A 19678-nucleotide genomic window follows, 5' to 3' on the forward strand; every position below is an offset into this window, starting at 1 on the left:
TCTGTGTGGATTGAGACTGATAAAAAAGGAAATAGCACGATGAAACCTAAAGGGCGCATTAGCGTTAACATGCTAGAATGACAGAACACTTTATGATAATAAAAGGGTGATATGCTGATCTCCATAGCGTTTTTATTGGTTTTATGTCTTTTGAATTATAGTTCTTTTAGGATGTTGAAATCGTTTTTAACCTTAAAAAAAATCTCTCAATACGCTTATTTGGGGTTTTTTGTCCTTTTGAGCATAGGCGAGGCGGCTTTTGTTTTTTATAGAAATGCTATGCCTAGCCATTTGTTTGTTTTGACTTCGGCGTGTTCGTTTGTATCTTTTATTATTTTTATCCTTTCTTTAAGTTTTTACGGGTTTTCCTACTCCATAGAAAAAATAGATTTTTTGCATTCAAGGCGTAAAAGTTTAAAAAACTTTTTAAAATTAGGGTTTTATCTGGCGTTATTAGGGTATTTTTGGCGCGGCTTTTATGAAGGGTTGGCCCGCCCTAAAATCAAAGAAACCCCTATTTATTTGGATAAGCTGGATAAAGAATTAAAGATTATTTTACTCACAGACATGCATGTGGGGAGTTTGTTGCAAAAAGATTTTGTTGATTACATTGTAGAAGAAGTCAATCAAAAAGAAGTGGATATGGTGCTGATTGGAGGGGATTTAGTGGATGAAAACATTGAAAAAGTCAAATCTTTTTTACTGCCCTTAAATAACCTTAAAAGCACGCATGGCACTTTTTATGTGCCAGGAAATCATGAGTATTATCATGGCATAGAGCCGATTTTATCGTTTCTTGACACGCTTAATTTGACGATTTTAGGGAATGAGTGCGTGCATTTAGGGGGGATCAATTTGTGCGGTGTGTATGATTATTTTGCGCGAAAGCATCAAAATTTTGCCCCTGATATTGACAAAGCTTTAAAAAAGCGCAATGAGAGTAAGCCCACGATCCTTTTAGCCCACCAGCCCAAACAAATTAGAAGCCTCAAAGAAAGCCACTCTGTAGATTTAGTGCTTTCAGGGCATACCCATGCAGGGCAAATCTTTCCCTTTAGCCTTTTAGTCAAGTTGGCGCAAACCTATTTACATGGTTTATACAAGCACAGCCCCACCACTCAAATTTATGTGAGCAGTGGGGCAGGGTATTGGGGGATTCCTTTAAGGTTTTTAGCCCCTAGCGAGATCGCATACCTTAGGCTTTTACCTAAAAATCAAGATTAGTTGAACAAAATCTTAAAATCGTAATCAAGCGGTTAAAAACAAGGAGTTAAAAAACAACCGCCAAGACAAAGGGAAAGGAGGGGGAGGTGACCCTTCAATCTTTAGCGGTGCCAACCAAACCATAAGGAATGGTTGGATTTGCAATTATACAATAAAATGGTGATTTTTAGCAAATGATTTTAAAAATTATCCATAAAAACGCTCAAAGGCATTTTTACAACCAATAATCAAGGGCTTGATTTTAATCAAGCGATAACTTTTATTAATATTTTCTTAAACTAATTTAAAATTATGATATAATCAGTGCTTGAATTACTCTTAAATGCAGGAGTCATACACCATGCGCGTTCTACTGATTGAAAAAAATTCTGTTTTGGGCGGAGAAATTGAAAAGGGCTTAAATGTTAAAGGCTTTATGGCTGATGTAACAGAGAGTTTGGAGGATGGGGAATATCTTATGGATATTAGGAATTATGACTTGGTTATGGTTAGCGATAAAAATGCTTTAAGTTTTGTTTCTAGAATCAAAGAAAAGCATTCTTCTATTGTTGTTTTAGTTTCTTCGGATAACCCTACAAGCGAGGAAGAAGTCCATGCGTTTGAACAAGGTGCGGACGATTACATCGCTAAACCTTATCGCAGCATTAAGGCTTTAGTCGCAAGGATTGAGGCTCGTTTGAGGTTTTGGGGCTCTAATGTGATTGAAATTGGGGATTTGACCATTAGCCCTGATGAAGAAAAGATTATTTACAAGGGGCGTGAAGTTGAGGTTAAAGGGAAGCCTTTTGAAGTGCTTACCCATCTTGCCAGACATAGGGATCAAATCGTCTCCAAAGAACAGCTTTTAGACGCTATTTGGGAAGAGCCTGAAATGGTTACCCCTAATGTCATTGAAGTGGCTATCAATCAAATCCGCCAAAAAATGGATAAACCCTTGGGGATTTCCACGGTTGAAACCGTAAGGCGCAGAGGTTATCGTTTTTGTTACCCAAAACCGGCGTGTGAAGAATAAATTCCGTGGTTTTTACTAAAAATAGATTAGAATGAGGGTGTGGAGCGGGTAAAATCAAATATTTTAATGACGATAATAGAGGCAAATAGAGGCACTCATATCATGTGGTGTTTAGCTAGGGGCATAATCGTTTTATCTGCGATCAGTAGGGTGTTTTGGTTAAAAAAACACTCAAATAAGTTTGTATCAATTCATGGATTTAAATATTTATCAAAATACAAACTTTGGCTCCGTTTTCATTGGATATTGAAAAAGTCTTATTTTTGTGGGATTTTTATGGGATACAAGAAAAATACACAAAGAAAACGCTAGCTAAACCCTAGCTTGCACTAAAATTTTAGTATAGTGGCGTTGTGAGAACCATTAAAACTATGATTACTAATAGTAGTTTCATGGTTGGTTATTTCCTTTTTAAGATAGCCGCTCACTATTACCCCAAACCCTAACATGCTCCAAATACCCGCAACAAAAAAACAATAAAATAGAGAGATAACTTAAACCACTATTGGCTGTGATTACGGATTAAAAAAACCTAAAAATACTAAAAAAGCGTTTTTTACAATCAAATTATTAAGAGAGCTTGCGAAAAGCAAGCGATGAATTTTTTAAGCGACCTTTTGGGGGTTAGGGGGATTTAGTTGGGGTTTGATAGGGGGAGAATTATTTTAAAATATCTTCTATCCTTAAAGAAATGAGTTTATACAAAATGATAGAATGAAAATTTTTAAACCTTATCAAAAAGAGCTTTTAAACTCTTTTTAGCTTTTGTTAGCTTGTTACAAACAGCTTGGTTTTAAGCGTTATTAAAGATTTCTTCAATTTGTTCTTTAATATCCCTATAATTGAAACTCTCTCTAAAACCATCAATCTTGCCTCCGCTCGCATTCCTATGCCCGCCCCCATTAAAACACATTTGACTGAGTTCGCACACATCGCAATTCCCATTCGCCCTTAAGCTCACATTCCCTTTAGCGTTCACATCTATATAAAAATCAAAATCCGGATTTTGCGTTAAAAAAAGGTTAGCCAACACGCTAATACCCCCCATAGAATAACTTAAAAACCCTTTTTTATCCTGGTAATAAACGCTGCAATCATGCTTTTTTAAAGAGAGCAAATGCGTTTGCGCGTTTGAAGAAATATTGTCCATCGTTTCTGTATCAGGGTCGCCCCCTAAAGCGATTTTTTTAAGCCTGAACAAATCGTTATCATAGGCTACAGGGGCATTTTCTAAAAACAAATAGTTTTTAACTTCTTCTAAAAGCTTTAATTTATAATCGCGGTTCTCATCATCAAACATGAAACGATTCAATTCAGAGCTTTGGTTAATCATGCGCATACACACCTTGCCTAATTCAAAGCCATAACCTTGCGTGTCCCAAATATCCACAGAATTGACCATTTCCACTAAAGGCTCTAGCCATGTTGTGTTTTTTGGCTCTAAAAGAGCGTAATGCTTTTTCAAAAACTCATACACGATTTTAGTCGCGCAACGGTTCGTGTCTAAACAATACCAATGGAAACTCTCAGCCACTTCCTTACCGCTGATATGGTGATCTAAAAGCTGGATTTGAATGTTTTTATTTTGCAAGCGGTGTTCTTGGATTTTATCCTGCAAATACTCTGCTTCGTTTAAATTCAAATTCAAATCGCTAATCAAAATAAGGAATTCACTCTCTTTAGATTGAGCGATCGCGTTTAGAATCTCATAAATTCTCGCTGAAACTTCACGCCCGTAATTAGCGTTATAGCATTGGATATTCTTAAAAAATTGTTTTGAAACAAGCTGGCATGCATAGCCGTCTAAATCAATGTGTGAAAGGTGGTAAACTTGCATCATTCTCCTTTTTTATCAATTATTTATCCATTAAAAGTTAATATGGATCGTGCCTAAGGCTTCAAAATTAGAGTTAGGATCTAATTCAGCATGGCTTAGCACGACCACATCAATCCTGGCCTGCTCCATTTGATTGGAAAGGGCTTTTCTTAAATTAGGCTCTACGATCAAAATCACCGGAGCGATCCCTTTTTGCAAGACTTTCATGGCCTCTTCAGAGACCACTTCAATGAGTTTTTGCAATTCGCCCACATTGAGCAGCAGGCTCTTAGAAGTGCCATTTTCTCGCAATTTATTAAGCAAAAATTGTTCGCTATCGGTAGAAAAGGTTAAAAATTTCAAACGCCCGTCTTCAGATTTAAAAGTGTTAGTGATCACCCTAGAAAGCCTCGCCCTCACTTGTTCGGTTAAGATATTCACATCGTTTTGAACCAATGGGGCAATATCGGTAATCGTTTCTAAAATAGTGAGCATGTCTTTAATGGGGATTTTTTCATGCAACAAGGCTTGCAAGACTGATCGGATCGCACCGGTGGGGATTTTTTTACTCTCTTCTACAATCGTAGGGTAGTCTTTAGCCAAGCGCTCTAAAAGGGATTTCACTTCATCTTTAGTGATAAAATCTTCAGCGTATTTTTTCACTAATTCGCTGGTGTGTGTCGCAATAACGGTGCTTGGATCAATAATGGTATAGCCTTGAATGATGGCTTCTTCTTTATTTTTAGTTTCAATCCATAAAGCGTCCATTCCAAAAGCCGGCTCTTTAGTAGGAATGCCTTCAATTTCTTTATTCACAAAGCCGGTATTCATGGCTAAAAACTTGTCTGGCATCACCATGCCCTCACCAATCACAATGCCTTTAAGCTTGATTTCATAATGCGTTGGGGGGAGCTGTAAATTATCCCTAATCCTAATTTGCGGCATCAAAAAGCCATAATCGCTCGCTATCTTTTTTCTAATACCCCTAATCCTTTCTAACAAATCGCCCCCTTGTTTCATGTCCGCTAAGCTGATGAGCTGATAGCCTAAAGCCAATTCTAAAAATTCAATTTTTAACACTTCATCAATCGCTTGTTCTTCTTCTCTTTTGAGCTCTTCTTGGGTTTTAGCCCTTGTGGTGGGGGTGTGGGGTTTGATTTTGGAGCTGTGGGGTTTTTCGCTCAAATCCAAGCCGAATTTTTGACTCAAATAATTTTCTAATTTAGTGAGCAACCCGTCTTTTCCCTCCCTGCTAATCAGCCATGCGATGAATAAAAAGAGAGTCCCTACAAACGCTAAAGAAAAGGTAGGGAGTCCAGGAATGGTGGCAAAAAGCAATAGAATCGCTCCCACAATCACTAAAGTTTTGCTTTTATTGGTGAGCTGTGTGATGAGTTTGGAAGCAAAGTCCTCTTCTTCGTTTTGCGTGGTGCGAGTGGCGACAATACCGGTCGCTGTCGCAATGATTAAAGCAGGGATTTGCCCTACAAGCCCATCGCCAATGGTTAGGATAGTGAAAGTGCTAGCGCTAAAGCTCAAGCTCATATCCCTTTGAAACACGCCCACTAAAAAACCCCCAATGATATTGATAAGCGTGATAATGATAGAAGCGATCGCATCGCCTTTGACAAATTTAGACGCGCCATCCATCGCGCCATAAAAATCCGCTTCTTGGCTTAGAGCGGCACGGCGTTTTTTAGCTTCCTTATCATCAATAAGCCCTGAGTTTAAATCCGCATCAATCGCCATTTGCTTTCCTGGCATAGCGTCTAGAGCGAATCGTGCCCTCACTTCAGTAACCCTAGTAGAGCCATTAGTAACCACCAATAAATTCACCAGCACTAAAATACTAAAGATAATAGCCCCAATCACATAATTCCCGCTCACGCTAAATTCCCCAAACGCCGTGATAATATCGCTCACCGCACTAGGCCCTTTATAGCCTTGCGTTAAAATCATTCTGGTGGTGGCGACATTTAAAGCCAAGCGGTACAAGGTTACAATGAGCAATAAAGTGGGGAAAGCGCTAAAATCAGTCGGTTTGTCAATATAAAGCCCGATTAAAATAATCAACACCGATAGCGCGATAGAAATCGTGAGTAAAAAATCCAATACAAAAGGCGGTAACGGCACGATAATGATCGCTAAAATAGCTATCACAAAGACCACAAGGGCTAAGTCTTTGGATTGCAAGAAGCGTTTAAAGACAGGGAAAGTCTTTTTAAAAGCTAATTTGGAGCGTTCGTTTGCCATAATCTAAAATCAATGCCTTAATTTGGTAGGTGTGTTTGCCTCTTATTATAATATAAAGTTTAAGCGTATGATACAAAAAAGCTTATTTTACGCTATAATGCGATCTTTATTAAATTACCAATTAGGAGGTCGTTATGGCTTTGAATCTGGAGAAAAAACAAGAAATCATTAAGGCGTTTGCTACTAAGGAAAACGATACGGGTTCTTGTGAAGTGCAAGTGGCGTTGTTGAATGAAAGGATCAAGCTTTTAACCGAGCATTTAAATGCTAACCCCAAAGATCATTCCAGTCGTTTAGGGCTTTTAAAATTAGTCGCTCAAAGACGCAACTTGTTGAAATACATCAAACGCACCGCTCATGCGCGTTATGTGGTTTTGATTGAAAAGTTAGGCATTAAAGACAGATAATTTTTATCGGTTTTAGGGTGTGGCGAGTTTGTGTTGAAAGAGCGTTTGAAGGCCTTTTTTAGTGCGGACTCTGTTTTCACTTTCATTTTTGCCCTTTTTTTTCTCACTTCGTTTAAAAAGCCTTTAACTCAAGTCTTATTGATTGTTTTAATGGTTTTTTTGTTTTTTAGGTGTTATTTCCAAGCGTCTTTGAAAGAAACCTTCGCAATTAATCATTTAAAAACCATGCCTTTTAAATGGCTTACTCTGGCTTTTTTAGGCGTGTTTTTAAGCATCTTCCCTAACATGTTTAACATGTATAATAGCCAAACTTTCCGCTACAATTTATTCGCTCTAAACATGTCCTTAACTTACGCTTGTGGGGCGTTATGCTTGCTTTTTGCGAGCCGTTTAAGAATCAAATTGAATCAAAAAATCCTTTTTTATAGCATGGCTGTTGCAAATTTCATCAACGGCTTGCTTTCATTGGCACAAAAAATTTATTTTAACATGCCCAGAGCACAAGGGTTTAGCACGGTTAAGGAGTATGTGGTTTTAGTGAGCGTTTCCATTTTAGGCTGTTACATTTACGCACTCTATTCGCAAAGTCAAAAAGAGAAACTTTTTTTCACCCTTTCTGTTTTCGTGGGGTTTTTAGTCGTTATTTTAAGCGCCACAAGGAGCGCAACAATCGCTTTTGTAGCTACTTTTTTGATCCTTTCTTGCTTTATTTTATACGCCAAAAAATCGCTCAAACCATTGGGTTATATGGTGGTTGTGAGTCTTGTTTTGAGCGCTTTGTATATGGGGAGTAACGCTTTAGAAAAAAAGGGGGCAATAGAGCAATCTAGGGTTCAAAACCAAAGCTTTGAAGAAGATTTGAAACGCTACGCTAAAAAGGACGCTGATAGCAGTATCGGGTGGCGTTTGGAGCGCTGGAAAGAAGCCCTAACGGTTTTGCGTTTAAGGCCCTTTTTTGGTATGGCCGCTAGCGAGAAATGCCAGAGGTTAGAAGAGATTTTATCCTTATCAAAGTCTTATAGAGCCAAAGATTTGATTCTTTGTTATGAAAGATACGACAATCAAATCATTCATGTTCTAGCCACTAGGGGGATCATAGGCTTTTTAATCTGGCTCTTTTTTTTACTAGTAATTGTAAAGATTTTTTGGAGCGGGATCAAGCAAAACTCTTTAATATCGTTTTTTATATTAACGACACTCGCTTTTTACCTCATTTTTGGCATCGGGTTTGACCCCTTTGATTTCTTCATTACGGGAAGTTTTTTTGTAGGAATGATCATGATGGCTGTTTTTTTAAAAAAGGATAAAAGCGTTTTTTAGCATCAAAGGGTTTGATGTTAGTCAAGCGGTAGTTTCTCGTGATGCGTTCTTAGGGGGATTTAAGGGGTAAGATAAAAACTTATGCTATAATGTGGTCTCATTCCATATTAAACAAGGAGAAATAAATGATGAAAATTTTAGTGATTCAAGGGCCTAATTTAAACATGTTAGGACACAGAGACCCAAGACTTTATGGCATGGTAACTTTAGACCAAATCCATGAAATCATGCAAACTTTCGTGAAACAAGGCAATTTAGATGTGGAATTAGAGTTTTTTCAAACCAATTTTGAGGGCGAAATCATTGATAAAATCCAAGAGAGCGTGGGCAGCGATTATGAAGGGATCATCATTAACCCTGGAGCGTTTTCGCACACTTCTATTGCGATTGCAGATGCGATCATGCTAGCGGGCAAACCCGTTATTGAAGTGCATCTCACTAACATTCAAGCCAGAGAGGAATTCAGGAAAAATTCTTACACTGGAGCGGCTTGTGGAGGCGTGATCATGGGATTTGGCCCGCTTGGCTACAACATGGCTTTAATGGCGATGGTCAATATTTTAGCCGAAATGAAAGCGTTCCAAGAGGCCCAAAAAAACAATCCTAATAACCCCATTAACAATCAAAAATAAAAGGGGGCTACCCATGAAAGGATTAGAAAGAGAATCGCATTTCACGCTCAATGAGAACGCGATGTTTTTTGAATGCGCTTATAGTTGCGATAACGCTTTGTTTTTGCAATTAGACGATCGCTCGTTTTTTATCACTGATTCTCGCTACACTCAAGAAGCTAAAGAAAGCATTCAGCCTAAAAATGGCGTTTTAGCGGAAGTGGTAGAATCTAGCGATTTAGCACAAAGCGCGATTGATTTGATCGCAAAAAGTTCGGTTAAAAAACTCTTTTTTGACCCCAATCAAGTGAATTTACAAACCTACAAGCGTTTAGATTCAGCACTTGGGGATAGGGTTACTTTAGAGGGCGTGCCTAGTTACCACCGCCAAAAACGCATCATTAAAAACGAGCATGAAATCCAACTCCTCAAAAAATCTCAAGCGTTGAATGTTGAAGCTTTTGAAAATTTTGCTGAGTATGTGAAAAAGATTTTTGATGAAAAAGAATCCTTGAGCGAGCGGTATTTGCAGCATAAGGTTAAGGACTTTTTGACTAAAGAGGGGGTTTATGATCTGAGTTTTGAGCCTATTTTAGCCTTGAATGCGAATGCGAGCAAGCCCCATGCTTTGCCTAGCGCGAAGGATTTTTTAAAAGCGGAGCATAGCATTCTTTTGGATATGGGGATCAAATACGAACGCTATTGCTCTGATAGGACTCGCACGGCTTTTTTTGACCCTAAAGATTTTGTCTTCAAAAGAGAGCAGAGTTTCAAGGATAAAGAGCGTCAAAAGATTTATGACATTGTGAAAGAAGCACAAGAAAAGGCTATTTCAGGCATTAGAGCGGGTATGACCGGTAAAGAAGCGGACGGCTTGGCTAGGGGAGTGATTAGCGATTATGGTTATGGGCAATATTTCACTCACAGCACCGGGCATGGCATTGGCTTAGACATCCATGAGCTTCCTTATATTTCATCGCGCAGTGGAACCATTTTAGAAGAGGGCATGGTGTTTTCTGTAGAGCCTGGGATTTATATCCCTGGATTTTTTGGGGTGCGCATTGAAGATTTAGTGGTGATCAAAAATTCTAGGGCTGAGCTTTTGTGATGCGAGAGATCCTTACTAGCCGCTTTTTCCCTAGCCTTTTTAAAAAAAGGCTTGATTTTTCTAACAGGGTGGTTTTAGGGTTGGGATCTAATCTTAAAAATCCTTTAAAAATATTAAAAAATTGTTTTTTGTATTTTAAAAATCATAGTAAAATCGGGAAAATTTTTTCTTCGCCCATTTATATCAACCCGCCTTTTGGTTACACGAAGCAACCTAACTTTTATAACGCTACGATTATCCTTAAAACATCTTTAAGTTTGCGCCATTTTTTTGCTCTAGTGTTTTATATAGAAAGGCGTTTTGATCGCCAAAGGAAGCGCGATTTTAAAGACGCTCCAAGAACTTTAGACATTGATATTATCGCTTTTAATCAAGTCATTTTAAGGCAGAATGATTTGACTTTACCTCATCCTAAATGGAGTGAAAGGGATTCGGTGTTAGTGCCGTTGGCTTTGCAACAAATTCTTTTTAAAAAAGGGGAGTGGTGAAATTCTATACCTATAGTGGGGAGACGGCCGCTGAAGCTTTAAAGATCGCTCAAAGCCACCATGGGGTGGATACGCTGGTGTTTAAAACCCAAGAAATCCGTAAAAAAACGCTCACTTCTTCTGGGCTTTATGAAATCGTTGTGGCGGTTGAAGAAGAAAATGAAAACAAACCCTCTAAAGCCCCCCTTATTCCAGAAAGTTTGTATGATGAAGAATTGAATGAAGAAGATGTGGTCATGCAGCTTTCAAGCACTGTAGAAGAAATGCGCAAACTCGCCGGGGTTTCATCCAGTCAGCACAACTATAGTTTTTCAAAAAATAAGACCCTTTTAGAAAAAGACGCTCCATTAGAGGATGCGCCTTTAGAGGCTAATAAACAAGACGCTTTATTGCAAGCTTTAAAAGATGAAGCCAACCATAAAAAAGAAAGAGAAAAAAGAGAAGTCAAACAAGAAGAAGAAATTAAAGACATCAATTTGCAATTAAGTAAAATCAGAGACAGCCTGAAACTCATTCAAAACATGTTTTGGGATGAGAAAAACCCCAATTCTATCAATATCCCTCAAGAATTTGCAGAAATTTACAAACTGGCCAAACAAAGCGGGATGAAACCCAGCCATTTAGATGAAATCATGCAATTGAGCTTGGAATTGATGCCTTTACGCATGCGGGAAAATTCCGTAACGATTAAGCGTTATTTTAGAGAAGTGTTGCGCAAAATGATCTTGTGCCGCCCTGAAGATTTGAATTTAAGGCAAAAACGCATTTTAATGCTTGTAGGGCCAACAGGCGTGGGGAAAACGACGACTTTAGCTAAATTAGCCGCACGCTATTCTAGGATGCTAGCTAAAAAATACAAGGTGGGCATTATCACTTTAGACAATTATCGCATTGGGGCTTTGGAGCAATTAAGCTGGTATGCTAATAAAATGAAAATGAGTATAGAAGCGGTGATTGACACTAAAGATTTTGCTAAAGAAATTGAAGCGTTGGAATACTGCGATTTTATTTTAGTGGATACGACAGGGCATTCGCAATACGATAAAGAAAAAATTGCCGGTTTGAAAGAATTTATAGATGGGGGTTATAATATTGATGTGTCCTTAGTGCTTTCAGTTACCACTAAGTATGAAGACATGAAAGATATTTATGATTCTTTTGGGGTGTTAGGGATTGACACTTTAATCTTTACGAAATTAGATGAGAGTAGGGGGTTAGGGAATTTGTTTTCTTTAGTGCATGAAAGCCAAAAGCCTATCAGCTATCTTTCTGTTGGGCAAGAAGTGCCTATGGATTTGAAAGTGGCTACTAATGAATATTTAGTGGATTGCATGCTAGATGGCTTTAGTAACCCTAATAAGGAACAAGCATGAACAATCAAGCGAGTCGCTTAGATAATTTGATAAATATTAAAAACCCCAAAAGTTTTTTTGACAATAAAGGGAATACCAAATTCATCGCTATCACAAGCGGTAAGGGAGGCGTGGGGAAATCCAACATTAGCGCTAATTTAGCTTATGCTTTATACAAGAAAGGTTATAAGGTAGGGGTGTTTGATGCGGATATTGGTTTAGCGAATTTAGACGTGATTTTTGGGGTGAAAACCCATAAAAATATCTTGCACGCCTTAAAGGGTGAAGCCAAATTGCAAGAAATCATTTGCGAGATTGAACCCGGGCTTTGCTTAATTCCCGGGGATAGCGGCGAAGAAATTTTAAAATACATTAGCGGCGCGGAAGCTTTAGATCAATTCGTGGATGAAGAGGGGGTTTTAAGCTCTTTGGATTATATTGTGGTTGATACGGGAGCTGGGATTGGAGCCACTACGCAAGCGTTTTTGAATGCGAGCGATTGCGTGGTGATTGTTACCACCCCCGATCCTTCAGCGATTACCGATGCGTATGCATGCATTAAAATCAACTCCAAGAATAAAGATGAATTGTTTCTTATCGCTAACATGGTAGCCCAACCTAAAGAGGGTAGGGCGACTTATGAAAGGTTGTTTAAAGTGGCTAAAAACAATATCGCTTCATTAGAATTGCATTACTTAGGGGCGATTGAAAACAGCTCCTTATTGAAACGCTATGTGAGGGAGCGGAAAATTTTGAGAAAAATAGCCCCTAACGATTTGTTTTCGCAATCCATTGATCAGATAGCGGGTCTTTTAGTTTCTAAATTAGAAACCGGTGCTTTAGAAATACCAAAAGAAGGTTTTAAAAGCTTTTTTAAAAGGCTTTTGAGTTATTTGGGGTAGGCTTGAATGAAAGTGCAAAATTTTATCCATTTTTCTGTTGTGGTAGGGTTTTTTTTGGGGTTAGTGTTTTCGGTGTTGAAATTCAATGAGCCAGAGAGCATTTTATTATGGACGGTGTTATCCACGCTTGGGGGATACTTGATTGCGTTGTTGTTCGCGTCTATTTTTATCGCTTGCACGGATTTAGATATTTGTCTTTTTGACAAAAAAGGCACTGAAGAGAGCTTGCTTCGTTTCAACCATGAGTTTAAGAACAGGGAAAAAGAAGTGGCTAATATTTTAGAATACATTAGAAGTTATGATTTTGATGATGGAAAATAGAATGCCCAAAGAAATTCAAAAAACTCAAACAAGCGAAACAAGCGAAAAAAATATAGAAAAGGTTTTGAACGCCTATGATAAGCAGCAACACCACTATCAAGACGCGCTCGCTATCCAGTATTTACCGGCCGTGCGCGCTATGGCGTTTCGTTTGAAAGAACGCTTGCCCAGCTCTATTGATTTTAACGATCTGGTTTCTATTGGCACTGAAGAATTGATTAAATTAGCCAGGCGTTATGAGAGCGCGTTAAACGATTCTTTTTGGGGGTATGCTAAAACTCGTGTCAATGGGGCGATGCTAGATTATTTGCGCTCTTTAGATGTGATTTCTCGCTCCAACAGAAAGCTGATTAAAAGCATTGATATTGAAATCACCAAACACCTTAATGAGCATGGGAAAGAGCCTAGCGATGCGTATTTAGCGCAAACTTTAGGCGAAAATATTGAAAAAATTAAAGAAGCCAAAACGGCTTCAGATATTTATGCGTTAGTGCCAATAGACGAACAATTCAATGCGATTGAGCAAGATGAAATCACTAAAAAAATTGAAGCAGAAGAATTGTTAGAGCATGTCCAAAAAGCGCTGAATCAAATGAGCGAAAGAGAGCAAATCCTTATCCAGCTTTATTACTTTGAAGAGTTGAATCTGAGCGAGATTAAAGAGATTTTAGGCATTACTGAATCGCGCATTTCTCAAATCATTAAAGAAGTGATTAAAAAGGTGCGTAAATCCTTAGGAGTGGATCATGGCTGATATTTTAAGCCAAGAAGAAATTGATGCGCTTTTAGAAGTCGTTGATGAAAATGTGGATATTCAAAATGTCCAAAAAAAAGATATTATCCCGCAACGCAGCGTAACCCTCTATGATTTCAAACGCCCTAATCGTGTGAGTAAGGAGCAACTGCGCTCTTTTAGGAGCATCCATGATAAAATGGCTAGGAATCTTTCCAGTCAAGTTTCTTCTATCATGCGTTCTATTGTGGAAATTCAGCTCCATAGCGTGGATCAAATGACTTATGGCGAGTTTTTGATGAGTTTGCCTAGCCCTACGAGTTTTAATGTTTTTTCTATGAAGCCTATTGGAGGAACAGGGGTTTTAGAAATCAATCCCAGCATCGCTTTCCCTATGATTGACAGACTATTAGGGGGTAAGGGGAGCGCGTATGATCAAAGTAGGGAGTTTAGCGATATTGAATTGAATTTATTGGATACGATTTTACGCCAAGTGATGCAAATTTTAAAAGAAGTGTGGTCGCCCGTGGTGGAGATGTTTCCTACCATTGACGCTAAAGAATCCAGCGCGAATGTGGTTCAGATAGTCGCTCAAAATGAAATTTCTATCATGGTGGTTTTAGAGATTATTATTGGGCATAGTCGTGGGATGATGAATATTTGTTACCCGGTGATTTCCATTGAGAGCATTCTTTCTAAAATGGGGAGTAGGGATTTGATGCTTTCAGAAACGAATTCCAAAAAGAGCCGTAATAAGGAATTGCAAGCGTTATTGAGCGGGGTGAGCGTGGATATGATGGTGTTTTTGGGTGCGGTGGAATTGAGTTTGAAAGAAATGTTAGATTTAGATGTGGGGGATACTATCCGGTTGAATAAGATCGCTAATGATGAAGTGAGCGTGTATGTGCATAAAAAAAAGCGTTATTTAGCGAGCGTGGGGTTTCAAGGGTATAGGAAAACCATTCAAATTAAAGAAGTGATCTATAGCGAAAAAGAACGCACTAAAGAAATTTTAGAAATGCTAGAAGAACAGCGCAGAGGCAAAGTGGGCGATATTATGAAAATAGAAGAAGAGTGAGAAATGCAAGATTTTATTAAAATTTTTATTCAAGAGGTTGTTTCTACTTTAGAAGGGTTGGTGGGTAAGGCTCCAAGCGTGGGATTAGAAAAAGAAATTTCTAGTAGCGACGAATCTTTTTTGAAATTAATCAGCGCGCCTTATGCAAGAGTTAAAATTAGCGCGATTGAAAAAGAAGAGAGCTCTATTGAATTACTGGCTCCGGTAGTTTTAGTTACCGCTTTAAGCGATTTGATGCTAGGAGGTGAGGGGGCGAGTAAGGAAGAAATGGATAATGACGATTTAGATGCTTTTAAAGAAATGGCTTCTAATATTTTTGGTGCGATCGCTACAAGCTTGAAGTCTCAAGAATTGCTCCCCAAACTCAATTTCACTACCACGAACGCTGAAATCGCTAAAGAGCTTCCTAAAAAAGAAGATTACGCTAAAGCGGTGGTGTTTTCTTTTAAAATGGAAGCCATCAAAGAAAGCCAAATCGTTTTATTGACTACGGCGGCTTTTGAACGCCAATTTGAAAAAACGCATCAAGAAGAAAAAGAAGAAACGACAGAGGGCGCTGCTGAAGAGGTTAAAACCCATGATGCGTCTTTAGAAAACATAGAAATCCGCAATATTAGCATGCTTTTAGATGTGAAATTGAATGTTAAGGTGCGCATCGGGCAAAAAAAGATGATTTTAAAAGATGTGGTCTCTATGGATATAGGGAGCGTGGTGGAGTTGGATCAATTGGTGAATGACCCTTTGGAAATTCTTGTAGATGATAAGGTGATCGCTAAGGGCGAAGTGGTGATCGTGGATGGGAATTTTGGTATTCAGATCACGGATATTGGCACTAAAAAGGAACGCTTAGAGCAACTGAAAAATTAAACCATTTTAGAGTAAAAAAGGAAGGATTATGGCTATTTTTGGGGAATTAGGCTCGCTTGGGCATTTGTTTAAAAAAACGCAAGAATTAGAAATTTTGCATGCGTATTTAAAAGAGGTCATGCAAAAGGGCAGTGGAGCGAATCAAAGGGTTTTGAACCTTGCTCCTAATACAGAATTTCAAACGCCTTTAGGGCATGGCATCTTTAGCATAGAGCAGAGTTATTGTTTAGAGCATGCCAAAGAAAGCGAGAAAGGCTTTTTTGAAAGCCACAAAAAATATGTGGATTTCCAGCTGATTGTCAAAGGCGTTGAGGGGGCTAAAGCGGTGGGTATCAATCAAGCTGTCATTAAAAACCCTTACGATGAAAAAAAAGATTTGATCGTTTATGAGCCGGTTCAAGAGACTTCTTTTTTGCGTTTAGATGTGGGCATGCTGGCTATTTTTTTTGAAAACGATGCGCATGCGTTGAGGTTTTATGGAGAGTCTTTTGAAAAATATAGGGAAGAGCCGATTTTTAAAGCGGTCGTTAAAGTGCCCAAAGGGTTGATCAAATTAAAATTATGAAATTGGTGAGTCTTGTTATAGTTTTTTGTTGTTTTTTAGGGGCTGTAGAGTTGCCTGGAATTTATCAAACTCAAGAATTTTTATACATGAAAAGCTCTTTTGTGGAGTTTTTTGAGCATAATGGGAAGTTCTATGCCTATGGTATTTCTGATGTGGATGGCTCTAAAGCCAGAAAAGACAAGCTTAATCCTAACCCAAAACTGAGGAATCGCAGCGATAAAGGCGTGGTGTTTTTAAGCGATTTGATTAAGGTTGGAAAACGATCTTATAAAGGCGGTAAAGCGTATAATTTTTATGACGGCAAGACCTACTATGTAAGGGTTACTCAAAATTCAAACGGGGATTTAGAATTCACTTCAAGCTATGACAAATGGGGGTATGTCGGCAAGACTTTCACTTGGAAACGCTTGAGCGATGAAGAAATCAAAAATCTAAAACTCAAGCGTTTTGACTTGAATGAAGTCCTTAAAACCATTAAAGATAGCCCTATCTAAGCTTCTTCTTTAAAATTTTTTAACATTCACTCTCTTGGCATTCTTTACACCACACAAACATTTTCATGTCATGACTAATCAGTTTGGCTTGATATTTTTTAACGACTTCATTCTGGCGTTGTTCGATTTCAGGGTCTGCAAATTCAATGATCTTACCGCAATGCAAACAAATGATGTGATCATGGTGTTCTTTAGCCGCAATTTCATAGCGCCGACCGCTTTTTGAAGTCTCTAAAACACAGATAAAATTTTCTTTTTCTAAGAAATTCAAAATGCGATAGACTGAAGAAATGCTGGTGTTTTTGTCCTTTTGACGGATAGAATGCGTGATTTCTTCAGGGCTTAGGTGTGTGCCGCTGCGATACAAAACGCTCACCACTTCTTCCCTTTGTTTTGAATTTTTGAGTCCGTTTTTTTTGATAGACATCCTCAAGCGCTCTAAAATGGATTCTAAAGTTTCTAATCTTTTCATGCTGATATTTCCCTTATCCGTAAAATGATTTTTATAACTAGAATATTATTATACAATAATAATGCGATGAAACATAGATAAAACTCATTATTATTTTAATTTAATCAAAAAATATTGATTTTTTATTACCATTGTCGCATTTTAATGTAACTGATAAGATCAATTTCTTATTTTATCAAGCCATTCTAAAAGGGTTTTTTCAAACCCTATGCCTTGAGAAGAAACCAGATTTAGGGGTTTTTCTAAATAATCTTGTTTGACATAGCCGTTATAATTGTGCGGGTAAAGGTAGTCTTTAGCGTTAGGCAGAAGGTGTTTAGGAATAGGGTAGAGTGAGCCTTTTTGAACGCAATCCAAAGCCTGATTGATCGCTCTATAAGCCGTGTTGGATTTAGGCGAACAAGCCAGATAAATCACGCACTGGCTTAAAATAATGCGCGCTTCAGGGTAGCCGATTTGTTTGACTGCAAACAAGCAAGAAGAGGCTAAATTAAGGGCGTTTGGGTTAGCGTTACCAATATCTTCGCTCGCAAAAACCACCAACCTTCTGGCGATAAATTCCGGGTTTTCCCCGCCAGCAATCAAGCGCGCCAGATAATAGATGGAAGCGTTTTCATCGCTCCCTCTTAAAGATTTGATTAACGCGCTAGTAAGGTTATAATGCGTATCATCGCTATAAGATCCGTCATTCAGGCTATGAGGCCGTAAGGATTGTAGGGTTTCTAAAGTGATAGGATTTTCTATTTTGGCGCTCAAATCTAAAAGGTTTAATAACGCTCTAGCATCGCCAGCGCTGTTGTTTAAAAGATAGGTTTTAGCGCTAGGCTCTATTTGTTTTTTGAGCAATGTTAAAGCTTTAACGCAAAGCTTGTCTAAATCGCTCTTGTTTAGGGGGGTTAATTCAAAAATAAAACTTCTTGAGCGGATCGCATGGCTTAGGCTGTAATTAGGATCTTGCGTGCTAGCCCCTAAGATTAAAGCGTGATCTTTTTCCATAATGGGGAGTAAAAATTCTTGTTGGGTTTTATTCAATCTGTGGGTTTCATCAATAAAAACAACGGGTTTTAAAAGGGTGTTTTGGTAATTTTTAAGCTTAAGGCGCAAATCCTCTAGCTTGAAATCCGTCGCATTGAATAAAAGAATGGGGCGCCCTAGCATGCGGGCGATGATTTGAGCCAGGCTTGTTTTGCCCACGCCAGGAGGGCCATAGAAAAAGGCATGGGGGAAGTGTTTGGATTGTAGGGCTTTAAATAAGGGGGCGTCTTTCCCTATTAGATGCTCTTGGCCTAAAAAATCTTCTAGGCTTGTGGGGTTTAAAAGCGAAGTCAGGCTCATTTTTTAAATAAAATCAATTCGTAAAAATTCATAGGGGTGTTTAAATTTTTCATTGGGGTTTTGGTGTTTTTAGAGTGTTTTTGCAGAGCGTCTTGCAGTTCTTTATTGAGATTGTCTAATTCATCGAGCTTTTCTTTTAAACGCAAGATAATATCCACGCCCGCTAGATTAACCCCCATATCCCTTGTAAGGCGTAAAATCGTTTTGATTTTGTCCATGTCTCGTTGGGAATACAAGCGCATTTTCCCATCAGTCCTGCTAGGCTCTATCAAACCCTCTTTTTCGTATTGGCGCAAGGTTTGAGGGTGCACGCCTAAGATTTTAGCCACGACGCTTATCAAATAAAGCGGTTCATCATAATCGCACACGATTCCTCCTTACAATTCTTTTTCTAATAACGCTTTCAACTCATTAGAAAGCGTTTCCGTTTTAGGCAAGATCAAACGAGCTTGCAAATACAAATCCCCCACATGCGAAGTTTTTCTGTTTTTGATCCCTTTTTCTTTAATGCGGAATTTTTGCATCGCTTTGGTGTTAGGGGGAATGGTTAGGGTTAAGGTTTTATGCCAAGTAGCGATTTCAATTTTCCCTCCAAAAAGAGCCGTCTTTAAGGGTAAATCAAAGATTTGGATAATATCGTCTTTTTCGCGCCTATAAATTTCATCTTCTTCAATATGGATCTGCAAGAGCAAATCGCCCCTACCCGTTCGCCCCATTTTCCCCTTGTTGCGAACCCTGATTTTTTCGCCCTCTTCTACGCCGATAGGGATTTTAAGGCTAAAAGTCTCATTATTGATGCTCACTTGTTTTTTATTGCCTAAAAGGGTGTCTAAAACAGAGACATTTAAAGTGGCGGTCATGTCTAAATTTTCAGGGGCGAAATTGGAAAAATTAAAGCCAGAAAAGCCTTGCGAGTTTTGAGAAAATCTTTGCGAAAAGCCTCCTTTCCCAAAAATAGAGCTTAAAATATCGTCCAAATCTTCACTGGCGCTACGGCTTTTAGCAAAATCGCTGAAATTCTGCCCGCCAAACATGTTATCGCCAAACTGATCGTATTGGCGGCGTTTTTCTTCGTCGCTTAAAATTTCATAAGCGGCGTTGATTTCTTTGAATTTTTCTTCGGCTTCTTTGGTTTTATTCAAATCCGGGTGGTATTGTCTGGCTAAACGGCGGTAGGATTTTTTGATTTCGTCTTGGCTGGCGTTTTCGCTCACGTTTAAAGTTTGGTATAAACTCTTGCTCATGAATCACCTTTAAAATAGTTTTATTAGAATACTATCATAAATCTTTAGTGTTAGTCAATCAAGTTTATTGATAATG

General features: G+C 38.5%; 21 protein-coding genes. 15 read left to right on the top strand and 6 right to left on the bottom strand.

The window, feature by feature from the left end; all coding sequences use genetic code 11:
- Positions 1-111: 111 nt before the first annotated feature.
- Together HPOKI112_RS02220 and hsrA are read left to right on the top strand one after the other, a co-directional pair.
- Positions 112-1224, top strand: a complete 1113-nt coding sequence (locus tag HPOKI112_RS02220; RefSeq protein WP_015427588.1) for a metallophosphoesterase — start codon at positions 112-114, stop codon at positions 1222-1224.
- Positions 1225-1564: 340 nt separating this feature from the next.
- On the top strand, positions 1565-2236 hold the full coding sequence (gene hsrA / locus HPOKI112_RS02225; protein ID WP_001264984.1) for a response regulator-like transcription factor HsrA: 672 nt from the start codon (positions 1565-1567) through the stop codon (positions 2234-2236).
- Positions 2237-3029: 793 nt separating this feature from the next.
- On the opposite strand, the gene HPOKI112_RS02230 is transcribed toward hsrA, so the two are convergent.
- Both HPOKI112_RS02230 and flhA read right to left on the bottom strand, forming a co-directional pair.
- The gene (locus HPOKI112_RS02230) at positions 3030-4073 is read right to left on the bottom strand and encodes a 3',5'-cyclic-nucleotide phosphodiesterase (RefSeq protein WP_025275740.1); all 1044 of its coding nucleotides are present in this window, start codon (positions 4071-4073) and stop codon (positions 3030-3032) included.
- Between the two features lie 30 nt (positions 4074-4103).
- Positions 4104-6305, bottom strand: coding sequence for a flagellar biosynthesis protein FlhA (gene flhA, locus HPOKI112_RS02235; protein WP_025275741.1), 2202 nt, complete (start codon positions 6303-6305; stop codon positions 4104-4106).
- A 134-nt stretch (positions 6306-6439) separates the two neighbouring features.
- Between flhA and rpsO the strand changes: the two genes are divergently transcribed.
- The 13 genes from rpsO to HPOKI112_RS02300 all read left to right on the top strand — a co-directional run bounded on the left by rpsO (position 6440) and on the right by HPOKI112_RS02300 (position 16551).
- Positions 6440-6712, top strand: coding sequence for a 30S ribosomal protein S15 (rpsO, locus tag HPOKI112_RS02240; protein WP_025276742.1), 273 nt, complete (start codon positions 6440-6442; stop codon positions 6710-6712).
- A gap of 30 nt (positions 6713-6742) precedes the next feature.
- A complete protein-coding gene (locus HPOKI112_RS02245) occupies positions 6743-8032 on the top strand; it encodes an O-antigen ligase family protein (protein ID WP_025309679.1) in 1290 nt (429 codons plus the stop codon).
- Between the two features lie 128 nt (positions 8033-8160).
- Complete coding sequence (gene aroQ, locus HPOKI112_RS02250) at positions 8161-8664, top strand: type II 3-dehydroquinate dehydratase (protein WP_000699284.1); 504 nt, start codon at positions 8161-8163, stop codon at positions 8662-8664.
- 13 nt (positions 8665-8677) lie between these two features.
- Positions 8678-9751 carry an aminopeptidase gene (locus tag HPOKI112_RS02255; protein ID WP_025276744.1) on the top strand — a complete coding sequence of 358 codons (1074 nt, stop codon included), beginning with the start codon at positions 8678-8680 and terminating at the stop codon, positions 9749-9751.
- A complete protein-coding gene (folK, locus tag HPOKI112_RS02260; protein ID WP_025309680.1) occupies positions 9751-10239 on the top strand; it encodes a 2-amino-4-hydroxy-6-hydroxymethyldihydropteridine diphosphokinase in 489 nt (162 codons plus the stop codon). Before HPOKI112_RS02255 ends, folK begins: the two co-directional genes overlap by 1 nt.
- A complete protein-coding gene (flhF, locus tag HPOKI112_RS02265) occupies positions 10236-11612 on the top strand; it encodes a flagellar biosynthesis protein FlhF (RefSeq protein ID WP_025309681.1) in 1377 nt (458 codons plus the stop codon). The genes folK and flhF overlap by 4 nt, the downstream gene beginning before the upstream one ends.
- Positions 11609-12493 (top strand): flagellum site-determining protein YlxH, encoded by an 885-nt coding sequence (gene ylxH / locus HPOKI112_RS02270; RefSeq protein WP_024115935.1) that lies wholly within the window; start codon positions 11609-11611, stop codon positions 12491-12493. Before flhF ends, ylxH begins: the two co-directional genes overlap by 4 nt.
- 6 nt (positions 12494-12499) lie before the next feature.
- Positions 12500-12814: a hypothetical protein gene (locus HPOKI112_RS02275; RefSeq protein WP_000867999.1), complete on the top strand. Its 315-nt coding sequence runs from the start codon at positions 12500-12502 to the stop codon at positions 12812-12814.
- Complete coding sequence (locus tag HPOKI112_RS02280; protein ID WP_025309682.1) at positions 12792-13568, top strand: RNA polymerase sigma factor FliA; 777 nt, start codon at positions 12792-12794, stop codon at positions 13566-13568. The genes HPOKI112_RS02275 and HPOKI112_RS02280 overlap by 23 nt, the downstream gene beginning before the upstream one ends.
- Complete coding sequence (gene fliM, locus HPOKI112_RS02285; protein WP_025309683.1) at positions 13561-14625, top strand: flagellar motor switch protein FliM; 1065 nt, start codon at positions 13561-13563, stop codon at positions 14623-14625. Before HPOKI112_RS02280 ends, fliM begins: the two co-directional genes overlap by 8 nt.
- Before the next feature lie 3 nt (positions 14626-14628).
- Entirely contained in the window at positions 14629-15492 is an 864-nt protein-coding gene (fliY, locus tag HPOKI112_RS02290; protein ID WP_025276749.1) for a flagellar motor switch protein FliY, read from the top strand.
- A gap of 28 nt (positions 15493-15520) precedes the next feature.
- Complete coding sequence (locus tag HPOKI112_RS02295; protein WP_025275748.1) at positions 15521-16057, top strand: YhcH/YjgK/YiaL family protein; 537 nt, start codon at positions 15521-15523, stop codon at positions 16055-16057.
- The gene (locus HPOKI112_RS02300) at positions 16054-16551 is read left to right on the top strand and encodes a DUF2147 domain-containing protein (protein ID WP_023526732.1); all 498 of its coding nucleotides are present in this window, start codon (positions 16054-16056) and stop codon (positions 16549-16551) included. The genes HPOKI112_RS02295 and HPOKI112_RS02300 overlap by 4 nt, the downstream gene beginning before the upstream one ends.
- A 19-nt stretch (positions 16552-16570) precedes the next feature.
- Here HPOKI112_RS02300 and fur read toward each other — a convergent pair whose 3' ends face one another.
- The 4 genes from fur to HPOKI112_RS02320 form a co-directional block, all read right to left on the bottom strand.
- Positions 16571-17023 (bottom strand): ferric iron uptake transcriptional regulator, encoded by a 453-nt coding sequence (fur, locus tag HPOKI112_RS02305; RefSeq protein ID WP_000825001.1) that lies wholly within the window; start codon positions 17021-17023, stop codon positions 16571-16573.
- A 159-nt stretch (positions 17024-17182) separates the two neighbouring features.
- Positions 17183-18358 carry a replication-associated recombination protein A gene (locus HPOKI112_RS02310; RefSeq protein WP_025309684.1) on the bottom strand — a complete coding sequence of 392 codons (1176 nt, stop codon included), beginning with the start codon at positions 18356-18358 and terminating at the stop codon, positions 17183-17185.
- Positions 18355-18726, bottom strand: a complete 372-nt coding sequence (locus tag HPOKI112_RS02315) for a heat shock protein transcriptional repressor HspR (protein ID WP_025276752.1) — start codon at positions 18724-18726, stop codon at positions 18355-18357. The genes HPOKI112_RS02310 and HPOKI112_RS02315 overlap by 4 nt, the downstream gene beginning before the upstream one ends.
- Before the next feature lie 9 nt (positions 18727-18735).
- Positions 18736-19602, bottom strand: a complete 867-nt coding sequence (locus HPOKI112_RS02320) for a DnaJ family protein (protein ID WP_025276753.1) — start codon at positions 19600-19602, stop codon at positions 18736-18738.
- Positions 19603-19678 lie beyond the last annotated feature (76 nt).

The organism is Helicobacter pylori oki112 (assembly GCF_000600085.1).
GTDB lineage: Bacteria > Campylobacterota > Campylobacteria > Campylobacterales > Helicobacteraceae > Helicobacter > Helicobacter pylori_CY.

Coding starts and splice junctions, on each gene's coding strand:
- HPOKI112_RS02220 (WP_015427588.1), top strand. CDS start 112: ATGCTGATCTCCATAGCGTTTTTATTGGTTTTATGTCTTTTGAATTAT.
- hsrA (WP_001264984.1), top strand. CDS start 1,565: ATGCGCGTTCTACTGATTGAAAAAAATTCTGTTTTGGGCGGAGAAATT.
- HPOKI112_RS02230 (WP_025275740.1), bottom strand. CDS start 4,073: ATGCAAGTTTACCACCTTTCACACATTGATTTAGACGGCTATGCATGC.
- flhA (WP_025275741.1), bottom strand. CDS start 6,305: ATGGCAAACGAACGCTCCAAATTAGCTTTTAAAAAGACTTTCCCTGTC.
- rpsO (WP_025276742.1), top strand. CDS start 6,440: ATGGCTTTGAATCTGGAGAAAAAACAAGAAATCATTAAGGCGTTTGCT.
- aroQ (WP_000699284.1), top strand. CDS start 8,161: ATGAAAATTTTAGTGATTCAAGGGCCTAATTTAAACATGTTAGGACAC.
- HPOKI112_RS02255 (WP_025276744.1), top strand. CDS start 8,678: ATGAAAGGATTAGAAAGAGAATCGCATTTCACGCTCAATGAGAACGCG.
- folK (WP_025309680.1), top strand. CDS start 9,751: ATGCGAGAGATCCTTACTAGCCGCTTTTTCCCTAGCCTTTTTAAAAAA.
- ylxH (WP_024115935.1), top strand. CDS start 11,609: ATGAACAATCAAGCGAGTCGCTTAGATAATTTGATAAATATTAAAAAC.
- HPOKI112_RS02275 (WP_000867999.1), top strand. CDS start 12,500: ATGAAAGTGCAAAATTTTATCCATTTTTCTGTTGTGGTAGGGTTTTTT.
- HPOKI112_RS02280 (WP_025309682.1), top strand. CDS start 12,792: ATGATTTTGATGATGGAAAATAGAATGCCCAAAGAAATTCAAAAAACT.
- fliM (WP_025309683.1), top strand. CDS start 13,561: ATGGCTGATATTTTAAGCCAAGAAGAAATTGATGCGCTTTTAGAAGTC.
- fliY (WP_025276749.1), top strand. CDS start 14,629: ATGCAAGATTTTATTAAAATTTTTATTCAAGAGGTTGTTTCTACTTTA.
- HPOKI112_RS02295 (WP_025275748.1), top strand. CDS start 15,521: ATGGCTATTTTTGGGGAATTAGGCTCGCTTGGGCATTTGTTTAAAAAA.
- HPOKI112_RS02300 (WP_023526732.1), top strand. CDS start 16,054: ATGAAATTGGTGAGTCTTGTTATAGTTTTTTGTTGTTTTTTAGGGGCT.
- fur (WP_000825001.1), bottom strand. CDS start 17,023: ATGAAAAGATTAGAAACTTTAGAATCCATTTTAGAGCGCTTGAGGATG.
- HPOKI112_RS02310 (WP_025309684.1), bottom strand. CDS start 18,358: ATGAGCCTGACTTCGCTTTTAAACCCCACAAGCCTAGAAGATTTTTTA.
- HPOKI112_RS02320 (WP_025276753.1), bottom strand. CDS start 19,602: ATGAGCAAGAGTTTATACCAAACTTTAAACGTGAGCGAAAACGCCAGC.